This is a genomic window from Nitrospiria bacterium, from assembly GCA_035498035.1.
GTDB lineage: Bacteria > Nitrospirota > Nitrospiria > JACQBZ01 > JACQBZ01 > JACQBZ01.
In genome coordinates this window covers 24,252-33,946 of sequence record DATKAN010000063.1, presented here as the reverse complement: position 1 = coordinate 33,946, position 9,695 = coordinate 24,252, and the positions used below count along the sequence as shown (strand labels likewise).

At 59.7% G+C, this 9,695-nt stretch carries 9 protein-coding genes and 1 pseudogene; 7 read left to right on the top strand and 3 right to left on the bottom strand.

Annotated elements, in window-relative coordinates; genetic code table 11:
• A partial coding sequence (locus VMN77_12465) for an NADH-quinone oxidoreductase subunit M (GenBank protein HTN44597.1) occupies positions 1-1,042 on the top strand: 1,042 nt, incomplete at its 5' end.
• Positions 1,043-1,044: 2 nt separating this feature from the next.
• Positions 1,045-2,502: pseudogene (locus VMN77_12460) on the top strand (NADH-quinone oxidoreductase subunit N).
• 35 nt (positions 2,503-2,537) lie between these two features.
• Here the strand turns inward: VMN77_12460 and VMN77_12455 are convergent.
• Entirely contained in the window at positions 2,538-3,140 is a 603-nt protein-coding gene (locus VMN77_12455; GenBank protein HTN44596.1) for an SRPBCC family protein, read from the bottom strand.
• Between the two features lie 9 nt (positions 3,141-3,149).
• Positions 3,150-3,689 carry an OmpA family protein gene (locus VMN77_12450; protein HTN44595.1) on the bottom strand — a complete coding sequence of 180 codons (540 nt, stop codon included), beginning with the start codon at positions 3,687-3,689 and terminating at the stop codon, positions 3,150-3,152.
• Positions 3,690-4,430: 741 nt separating this feature from the next.
• Between VMN77_12450 and VMN77_12445 the strand changes: the two genes are divergently transcribed.
• The 3 genes from VMN77_12445 (at position 4,431) to VMN77_12435 (ending at position 6,652) form a co-directional block, all read left to right on the top strand.
• A complete protein-coding gene (locus VMN77_12445) occupies positions 4,431-5,012 on the top strand; it encodes a four helix bundle suffix domain-containing protein (protein HTN44594.1) in 582 nt (193 codons plus the stop codon).
• 68 nt (positions 5,013-5,080) lie between these two features.
• Entirely contained in the window at positions 5,081-5,908 is an 828-nt protein-coding gene (locus VMN77_12440; protein HTN44593.1) for a PD-(D/E)XK nuclease family protein, read from the top strand.
• 108 nt (positions 5,909-6,016) lie between these two features.
• The gene (locus VMN77_12435) at positions 6,017-6,652 is read left to right on the top strand and encodes a DsbA family oxidoreductase (GenBank protein ID HTN44592.1); all 636 of its coding nucleotides are present in this window, start codon (positions 6,017-6,019) and stop codon (positions 6,650-6,652) included.
• Positions 6,653-6,828: 176 nt separating this feature from the next.
• Here VMN77_12435 and VMN77_12430 read toward each other — a convergent pair whose 3' ends face one another.
• Complete coding sequence (locus VMN77_12430) at positions 6,829-7,002, bottom strand: hypothetical protein (GenBank protein ID HTN44591.1); 174 nt, start codon at positions 7,000-7,002, stop codon at positions 6,829-6,831.
• Between the two features lie 220 nt (positions 7,003-7,222).
• On the opposite strand from VMN77_12430, the gene VMN77_12425 reads away from it, so the two are divergent.
• A complete protein-coding gene (locus VMN77_12425; GenBank protein HTN44590.1) occupies positions 7,223-8,023 on the top strand; it encodes an undecaprenyl-diphosphate phosphatase in 801 nt (266 codons plus the stop codon).
• 159 nt (positions 8,024-8,182) lie between these two features.
• On the top strand, positions 8,183-9,676 hold the full coding sequence (locus tag VMN77_12420; GenBank protein HTN44589.1) for a CYTH and CHAD domain-containing protein: 1,494 nt from the start codon (positions 8,183-8,185) through the stop codon (positions 9,674-9,676).
• Positions 9,677-9,695: the final 19 nt, after the last annotated feature.

Genomic DNA, 9,695 nt, shown 5'->3' with positions numbered 1-9,695 from the left:
CTCGAACAGCAAGGAATACGCCGCGATGAAGCTGACGCTGTTCCTTTCGGCCGGCGCGGTCGTGGCCCTGGTCGCGATACTGATCATCTACGCGACCTCCGGTCTGCACACCTTCAACATCGTCGAGCTCCAGGCCCACGGGCATGTCCCGAAATACCTGCATTCGATTCTTTTCCTGCTGATCTTCTTCGGCTTCGCCTCGATCGCGCCGATCTGGCCGCTCCATTCCTGGTCTCCGGTCGGCCATGCCGCGGCCCCGGCTGCGGTCAGCATGCTCCATGCGGGCGTCTTGATGAAGCTGGGCCATTTCTCGATCATCCGGGTCGGGTATACCTTGTTTCCCGAGGCGACGCGAGAATGGATGCCGCTGGCCGCGATCCTTTGTATCTTCAGCATCGTCTACGGCGGGCTCGTGGCCTATTTCCAACGGGACACCAAGTACGTGATCGGGTATTCCTCATCCAGCCATATGGGCTACGTCTTTCTCGGGATGGCCGCGCTGAACGTCATCAGCCTGACGGGGGCGGTTCTTTATATGTTCGCCCACGCGCTCGCGACCGGGATGCTGTTCGCGATCGCCGGATACGTTTACGATCAAACCCATACGCGGGATATCCCGTCGCTGGGAGGGCTGTCGTCCAAAATGCCCTTCATCGCCGGAATCTTCATCGTGGCGGTGGCGGCCTCGTTCGGGCTGCCGCTCACGGTGAATTTCATCGGCGAGCTGATGATCCTGGTCGGAAGCTGGAACATCTATCCGGTCCAGACGATCATCGCGGTGCTGGGGATCGGTCTGACGCTGGCCTATCTCTTCCGGATGATGCGGGGCGTCTTCTATGGCCCGCTGGATCCGCATTACGCCCATGTCCATGACGCGAGTCCGATCGTCGACCGACTTCCGCTTCTGGTGATGGCCGCGACCAGCATCTACTTCGGCCTCTTCCCGTCGCAGTTTATCCAGGTGATCAAGGCCGGCGTCGTTCCCTTGATCGCCGCCATTCAGGGCGACGCGTCCGTCGCGCAGATCGGAGGACCGTTCTGACCATGCCCTTTACCTTCACGATGACGCCGGCCGATGTCGAGCTGTTGATGCCCGAAATTTTAATGACGGGGCTTTTGAGCGTCATCCTCGTCCTCGATTTTCTATTTCCGCGGATCGGAAAGACTCAGCTCGCCTGGCTTTCGATCGCCGGAATGGGAGGGATCTTCGCGCTGCTCGCGGACTATTTTATCGAGGGCCGGCACGGGACGATGTTCAAGGAGATGTATATCGTCGATCCGCTGGCGATCTTCTTCAAGGCCTTCATACTGGGCACGACGATCCTCGTCTTCCTGGCCTCGATGGATTACCTGAAAAAGGTCCCGCACTTCCGGGGCGAGTACTATTTTCTCGGACTGCTCGCCGCGCTGGGAATGATGCTGATGGTCTCGGTGAACGACCTTCTGAGCATGTTCATCACGCTCGAGTTCTCGACCTTTTCGTTCTATATTCTGGTCGCCTACCTGCGGGACGACGCGGAGTCGAACGAGGCGGGTCTGAAGTATTTCATACTGGGTGTATTCGCGGCGGGGCTGCTCGCCTTCGGGATCAGCCTCCTCTACGGCGAGACGGGAAGCATCATGTTCACGGACTTCGCCAAGATGCACGGCCATCTGACGCCCGGAATGATCATCGGCTTCCTGTTGATTTTTGTGGCGCTGGGCTTCAAGGTCGGCGCGGTGCCCTTCCATGCCTGGGTGCCGGACATCTAGCAGGGCGCGCCGACGCCGGTGACCGCCTTCCTCTCGATCGCACCCAAGGCCGCGACCTTCGCCATACTGCTACGCATCTTCATGGCGACGGTGGGAGACATCAAGGACGAATGGGTCTGGCTGATCGTCGGGGTCTCGGCGATCTCGATGACCTACGGGAACATCGTGGCGATCGCTCAGAAGAACATCAAGCGGCTCCTGGCTTATTCCGGGATCGCGCAGATCGGGAACGTGCTGATCGGCCTTGCGGCCGCCAGCAAGATGGGGGGCGACTCGGTACTGTTCTACTTCCTGACCTATCTCTTTGCGAACGTCGGGGCTTTCGCGGTCGTGATCATCTTCTCGAACATGACGAACAGCGATCAGCTCGAGGATTACGACGGCCTCTCGCGCCGCTCGCCGCTGCTGGCCTTCGCGCTGCTGATCTTCTTCCTGTCGCTGGCCGGCGTCCCGCCGCTGGCCGGATTTATCGGCAAGCTTTACGTCTTCGCCGCGGCAATGAACGAGGGCCTCGTGGCGCTGGTCGTGATCGGCGGGATCAACATCGTCATTTCGATGTATTACTACCTGGTCGTCATCAAGCGCGTCTACATCAACATGCCCAAGGAAAACACCCCGATCCCGGTCTCGTTTCCGATGCGCCTGGTCCTCTTCACCGCCGTCGGCGGGGTACTGTTCCTCGGCATCTACCCCAAGGCCTTCATCGAAATCTCGGTCGCCGCGACGAATCTGTTCGGAAGGATGATTTGAATCCGAATCGGCGTCGGAACGAATCCACCGCCGCGTCAGCCGCGGGTGGTCGGGCTCGGGCGGTCTATCCCGATAGAGCGGCCATATTCTTCCAGGGCCTGGGCGATGATCCGGTCGGCCGTCGGCTTTAGCACCAGAAAAGCCAGCCATCTATTCAAAGGGCCTTTGACTTCGAAAACCCCCTTGAACGTGATCCGGGTTTTCCCGGACCCTTCCGGATCAAACTCAAGCCGATCCCTCGCGTTTGCGATCGGGAGCGGTTTTCCATCCATCCAGTCGCCCAGATGCCGATCGGCATAAAGGTGCCCCTTCACGAAATCCGTGATCAAGATTTCGCTAACCAGGGTGCTGCCTCCCGGAATATGCAGGGTCACCCGGCGCCGATCCCCCGCGCCCGTCATCGCGTTCGAGGCGTTTTCGTCCGCCTGAACCATCGGGAAGCGCCGCCCCCAATGGTCCGGGTCCGCAAACCACGCCCAGGCTTGCTCCGGCGTCCGCGATACGGCGACTTGCGTCCGGACCTGGTACTCCCCCGGCAACCACCAAAGACCCGCGAGGAAGAAGAGGATCAAACAGACCGCCAGAATGATTCCGATCCATGCCGCGAGTTCTTTCTGTGCGGGTGAACGGGCCGTCATCTCAGCCTGTCACGGGCCCGCGATCGATCCGATGAAATGGCCCCGCCGATTTTCCTGATAGCAGGCTTCGGTATGCTCCGTGCAAAACGGCTTCTCCTTGCCGTAGCTGACCGTCTTCAGGTGTGCGGGGTCGACCCCGAGCGCAACCAGATAGTGTTTCACCGCCTCGGCGCGACGGTTTCCCAAGACCAGGTTGTATTCGTCCGTCCCCCGCTCGTCGCAATAGCCCCCGATCGTGATCGGCGTCCCCCGTTGCGTCAGGAGGATTTTCGCGTCCTCCTGCAACGCCCGTTTCGCGTCCTCCCGGATCTGCGCTTTTTCGAAATCGAAGAAGATGTCCTGAAACGACGCCGGAACGGCGACTTTTTCGGGACGCGAAGCGTCCGCGGGGCCGGACGCCGCCGCCGGAAGGGGGGCCGTGGGGCCGTTTGCCGTCCGGACCGGTGAAGCGTCGGCCTTGACCGCCGCGGTGTTGTGCGCGCAGGCGGACACGAGGGTTGCCGCCGATAATACAACGACTGCATAGAAGAGTTGTCGAGTATGGATCATGGCCGTCCTCCTTTTTTAACGGTGTCGTCCGACCCTCGCCGGGGACGAACGGATTAATATTTTGTATACAAAATATGAAACATAGGATACCAACCCGTGTCCCGCCTGTCAATACCCGGGTCGATCCCTTCGTCGAATCCATTCAATACGGCCATTCTCAAGGACGGCCGTTTGGACTCATCCCCTCACTCTTCCCTTCTTATGCCTCACCAGCGTATTGACGAGATTCCCCTAAACCGATATAATCCGCCCAATCATTCCTCCGGCGCGGGCCGTTCCTGCCGGCACTAATTTTCACGCGGTTGCATCCGCTGGAGAGAAAATCGAGGCCTCATGATCATCCACATAGTAAACCTTTCTAATATCCGATCGGCAATTACTGAAATTCCATATGAACCAAGAACAATTAAAATATTTGATGTCAAAGTAAGGACCTGACTCCGAGCTTTCGGATCGCGTTATCCAATCAGACATGAAGTCAACAAATAAGGATAAAGAGCGTCGTATTAGGAAATTAGAGGACAGGGTCGGGTGGGACCTAAAGAATGCATTGGAAAATAAGAAGTATCATTGAAAAAGAATTCGTTTTTAGGCCTTAGAAGGGTCTTTTCGAGCCTGAAAAGAGTGCTCTAAGAAATTCTCGGCTCCCCTCCGGCCTCGCGCGCGGAGGGAGTAAGATAGGTCAGACGAGTCGGACAAGTTGGACATGCAAGACATGACACCGGACAAGAGGAGAGCCCAATGGCGGGTGAAGGCCGATTGATTCCGCCGCACGGCGGATACCGCCAATTGCGGAGTTTCCAGTGCGCGCAATTGGTGTATGACGCCACCGTGGTCTTCTGCAACCGTTTCATCGAGAAACGTTCCCGCACCCATGACCAAATGGTTCAGGCGGCGCGAAGCGGAGCGCAGAACATCGCCGAGGGAAGCATGGCCTCGGCCACCTCGAAGAAAACCGAGCTCAAGCTGACCAGTGTAGCGAGAGCCAGTCTGGAAGAGCTGCTCCTCGATTACGAGGATTTCCTCCGCCAGCGCGGACTGCGAATCTGGGCCAAGGATTCGCCGGAGGCTCTCGCGGTGAGAAGGCGCTACCAGTCGGACGAGTCGGACAGGTCAGACAAGTCGGACAGCTACGGAATCTCCAGCGCCACTCCGGAAGTTGCGGCGAATACGCTGATCTGCCTGATCAACCAGGCCAGTTTTCTTTTAGGACGGCAGCTGCAGAAATTGGAGCAGCAGTTTCTGGATGAGGGCGGATTTACCGAGAAGCTTTACCGGGCGCGAAACGAGGCGAGAAAACCCGATAGGCACACACCAAAGTAGGCCGCACGTCACACGAATTTACCCCTCCGGCCTCGCGCGCTGCGGGAAGAAGTTAGGGAGGAACAAGGATGAATTACCGGTTGAGTCCTTCGGACCTGACCTTCCTCTATGACGGCTGCAAGCATTGCTTCGTCCTACGGGTGAAGCACGACATTTCCCAGCCGTCGATCCCTCTCCCGGCCATCTTCACAAAAATCGCCGCCCTCCAGAAAGAGTTTTATTCGGGAAAGCGGACCGAGTCGATTTGCCCCGGCCCTCCTCCCGGCATCGTCAGTCATGGCGAGAAGCCCGTGCGCTCCAAGACCATAACATTCCCCGGCTTTGAGAGCACCTGCTACATCAGCGGCCGCTTCGATATCGTGGCCGAGCTCGACGACGGGTCCTACGCCGTCTTCGATTTCAAGACCGGAAGCCCCAACGACGAGAAGGCCGAGATGTATGGTCGCCAACTTCATGCCTATGCACTGGCTCTTGAACAACCGGCCGAGGGGGAACTTTCGCTCAGCCCGATTACCAGCCTCGGGCTGATTTACTTCACCCCCGACCGTTGCGAGCATCCCGGTGCCGACCGGCAGGTCCTGGAGGGAAAGATGCAGTGGACCGGGATCCGGCGTGACGATGCTGCATTCATGAAATTCCTCGAGGGAGTCGTCCGGTTACTCGACGGCCCGATGCCGCCGATGGAACCGCAAAACTGTGACTGGTGCGCCTATCGAAAGCGGACGGGTCAACCGGAGGCGACTGCCGCGGCATCCGGGGGGGCCGAGGTTAGCTCCCCGTCGTGTCCCACTTGCGGCGGCCCGATGAAGCTCAGAACCGGAAGGTTCGGCGAGTTCTGGTCCTGCGTGAAATTTCCCGGATGCAAAGGCACGCGGAATGTGTCGAAGTCATCTTGAGGAATAGGGGACAGGCTGCCTTTCTGGCGCTGCCAGCTCCCCTTCGGCCTCGCGCGCAAGGCGTGAGGGATGGAAGGGGGCATGGATTGAAATTTGTCGAGTGAAACGATGATACGTGTGGAGATCTGGTCCGATGTCGTTTGTCCGTTTTGTTATATCGGCAAGCGCCACCTCGAGGCCGCGTTAAAAAAGTTTGAGCGCCGCGACCGGGTTCGGGTGGTCTGGAAAAGTTTTGAACTCGACCGGAACGCCGAACGAGGGGGCCGCACCAGCGAATACGAAATGTTGTCGAAGAAATACGGGATGAGCCTCGAACAGGCGCGGCAATCGACCGAGCAGGTGGCCCGCCGGGCGGCCGCGGTCGGGCTGCGATTCGATTTCGACCGCGTGGTCCCGGCCAACTCTTTCGATGCGCACCGTCTCGCTCACCTGGCCGCGAAACACGGACTCCAGGATGCGGCGCACGAGCGCCTCTTCGCGGCCCATTTCACAGAGGGCCTTCGGATCGACGATTTGGAAACGCTTCGCCGGATCGGCGTCGATCTGGGGCACGATCCGGAGGAGGTGAAAAAAGTTCTGGAGGGCGACGCGTACGCTTCGGACGTCCGTCAGGAGGAGAAAGAGGCCTTTTCCCTCGGCGTGAGGGGCGTTCCATTCTTTCTGTTCAATCGCAGGAATGTTATTTCGGGCGCGCAACCGGTGGAGCTGTTCACGGAGGCGCTCAGGTCCGCGTCGGATGACTGAGAAAACGCTGAACAAGCGGGGTTCAGAGTGAAATTCTTCCCCGGGATCTCCCCTCCGGCCTCGCGCGCGGGGGAAAGGCTGGAGAATAGAACAGTGGACACCGGGGGAAAATTATTCCCTAAAGAATCCCGGGTGGCGGGTCGGACACGAGGAGATTTCCAGAGGGCCTCTATGGATCAATAAGCTTCGATTGAGACCGCCTCCTCCGTCAAGGAACCCTCTTCATTTTCCGGTTCCCGATAAGCTTCATAGGGCGTCTGAACATCTTCCTCGACCAGCCTCATAAGACCGAACGCTATCCAAGCGATGGTCCCAAAGGCCGCCGCGATACCTAAAATCAGTAAAAACATGACATTCCTCCTTTTGTATTCCGTTATGATTAGTTAAACATTAGCCCGGGACTATGAAAATTTACTTAAGATGAAATTACGCCTGTGTAAAATCGGAACGGAAACGGAAACAGGCTCCTTTTTTGCCCATCGATTGGTTTATAGAACGGAGGACAGAAGGCGAACATCCGGTTGACTTTATCGCGCGCAACCCTTACCATGCTCGAAACTTCGGTGATCGATGACGGACTGGCTGGACAGTTTTGTTTTGGGCGTGGTCGAAGGGCTGACCGAATTCATTCCGGTCTCCTCGACCGGTCATCTGATTCTCGCCGGCCACCTCTTGGGCTATGAAGGGGAGAAGGCTTCCACCTTTGAAGTCGTCATACAGCTCGGCGCGATACTGGCGGTGGTCTTTCTGTATAAAGAAAGATTTTACGGCCTCAATCCTTTTAACAAGGAGAAAGGGCTCGCGGGAATCAACGGACTAACCCTTTTGTTCCTGACGACTCTTCCGGCGGTGGTGATCGGCGGCCTGACCCACGGCTTCATTAAAAACCATCTCTTCAATTCGAAGACGGTCGCGCTGGGACTGGGCGTCGGGGGCGTGGCCATCCTACTGATCGAACGCTTCCTTCCCGAGGTTAAAAAGCGCGGGGTCGATTCGCTGGGCTGGCGCGAGGCGCTCTCGATCGGTTTTTTTCAATGCCTGGCCTTGTGGCCCGGCGTTTCCCGTTCGGGGGCGACGATCCTCGGCGGGATGGCCATCGGGGTGGAACGAAAGACCGCGGCCGAATATTCCTTCCTGGCGGCCGTCCCGGTGATGTTCGCCGCCACCGCCTACGACCTTTACAAAAGCCGGTCGTTCCTGGACGCCTCCGATCTGACGACCTTCGGCATCGGCTTCGTCGTCTCCTTCATCACGGCCTGGCTTTCGGTGAAAGGGTTCATCGGTCTCCTCGGACGTTACACCCTGAACGGGTTTGGATGGTATCGCATCGTGGTGGCCCTGCTGATTTTGTGGCTCGTCCGCCAAGCTTGACCCGTTCCGCTCCGACCGGTCGGGTGGAATACCGGCCGGCCCTCTTTTCCGTCCTGAACGATCTTTTGCCGAACCTTCCGCCCGGATGTTATACAGGGCCACGACCCGGGTCGCCGGCGCGCCTTGACAGGGCATGCCGTCTTTGTCAGAATGGCCGCGATGGCTGCTCGGATCAAAAAGGTTTCCTCCACAATGGAAAAACCACCCGCGGCGCTTAAATCGTCCATCGAGCGGGAAACGAAGCTCGCCGTCGATCTGGGTTTCCGCTTGCCGAAACTTCCCGGCCGACCGCTCCCGCCGCGCCTTCTGACCTCGACCTATTACGACACCCCGGACCATCGGCTGGCCCAAGTGGGCATCACGCTCCGCCGCCGGGTCGAGCGAGGCGGCGGTCTGTGGCAGCTCAAGCTGCCGGCGATCGATGGGAGGCGTGAATTGGAAATCGCCGGCGGACCCGGCAGTCCCCCGCAGGTCATTCTGGATCTATTGGCGGCGAATCTTAGGGGGATCAAGGTGGTTCCGGTGGCCCGGCTGCGGACCCAGCGAGCGGGCGTTCGGGTGCGCGGCGCTTCGGGTCCCGTAGCCGACGTGGTGATCGACAACGTCTCGGTCCTGAAGGACGGTCGCCCCGTCCGCCGGTTTCGGGAGCTGGAGATCGAATGGCTCGGCCGGGATAAAACGCTCGAGGCGTATCTGGAAGCGCTCCTCCGAAAGGCCGGGGCGGGCGATCATGACGGCCGGTCCAAATTGTTTCAGGCCCTGGGCCGGACGGCCGCTTCAAACGCCGTCCCCGAGGCGGATGCGCCGGTCGCCGAGCAACTCCTCTTCATACTCCGGCGGCGCGTGAAGGCGCTGCTCGCGTACGATCCCGGCACCCGGCTGGGCGGGGAGATCGAGGATCTTCATCAAATGCGGGTGGCGATCCGGCGGCTGCGCGCGCTTCTTCGCGCGGCCGGGCCGCTTTTGAATCCGGAATGGACCAAGCCGCTTCGGGCCGAGCTGGCCTGGGCGGGCGGACTCCTCGGACCCGCGCGCGATCTGGATGTCCAGGTGGCCTACTTCCAATCGGAGGCCGCGACATTGAAATCGCGCGACCGGCGGCCGCTGGAGCGGTTCATCGAGCAGCTTCGCCGGGAGAGAGAGGCCGCCCAGCGGGCTCTGGTCGACGGACTGCGCAGCCCCCGATATATGGGATTGGTCGCAACCCTCGCGCGCGCCATGCGCCTGCTTCCGATCGTGGCTTCCGACCAGACGCTGAGCCTCATTGCGGCCCGTCAGTTCACAAGGCTCCGGAAGGCGATGAGACAAATCCGAAGGTCGCCGACCGACGCCGAGCTGCACCGCATCCGGATCCAGACCAAGCGCGCCCGCTACGCCTCCGAGCTGGCCCTGGCCTCGATGGGAAAGCCGGCGGCCCGGTTCGTGGAGCAGGCGCAGAAATTCCAGGATCTCCTGGGAATGCATCAGGATGCCGTGCAGGCCGAGACCTACATTCGCGCGTTTGTGGAACGGACGAAGGGGTTGCAAACGGCCTTCGTGGCCGGGCGTATGGTCGAGCGCCAGCGCCAACGGCGGGACGCCGCAAGGGGCGCGCTGACATCGCAATGGAAAAAGCTGAAGCGGCGGGGAAAGAAGACCTGGGCTTCGGTTTAGTCGGGCGGCCCGCCCGCGG

Coding starts and splice junctions, on each gene's coding strand:
- VMN77_12455 (HTN44596.1), bottom strand. CDS start 3,140: ATGACGGCCCGTTCACCCGCACAGAAAGAACTCGCGGCATGGATCGGA.
- VMN77_12450 (HTN44595.1), bottom strand. CDS start 3,689: ATGATCCATACTCGACAACTCTTCTATGCAGTCGTTGTATTATCGGCG.
- VMN77_12445 (HTN44594.1), top strand. CDS start 4,431: ATGGCGGGTGAAGGCCGATTGATTCCGCCGCACGGCGGATACCGCCAA.
- VMN77_12440 (HTN44593.1), top strand. CDS start 5,081: ATGAATTACCGGTTGAGTCCTTCGGACCTGACCTTCCTCTATGACGGC.
- VMN77_12435 (HTN44592.1), top strand. CDS start 6,017: ATGATACGTGTGGAGATCTGGTCCGATGTCGTTTGTCCGTTTTGTTAT.
- VMN77_12430 (HTN44591.1), bottom strand. CDS start 7,002: ATGTTTTTACTGATTTTAGGTATCGCGGCGGCCTTTGGGACCATCGCT.
- VMN77_12425 (HTN44590.1), top strand. CDS start 7,223: ATGACGGACTGGCTGGACAGTTTTGTTTTGGGCGTGGTCGAAGGGCTG.
- VMN77_12420 (HTN44589.1), top strand. CDS start 8,183: ATGGCTGCTCGGATCAAAAAGGTTTCCTCCACAATGGAAAAACCACCC.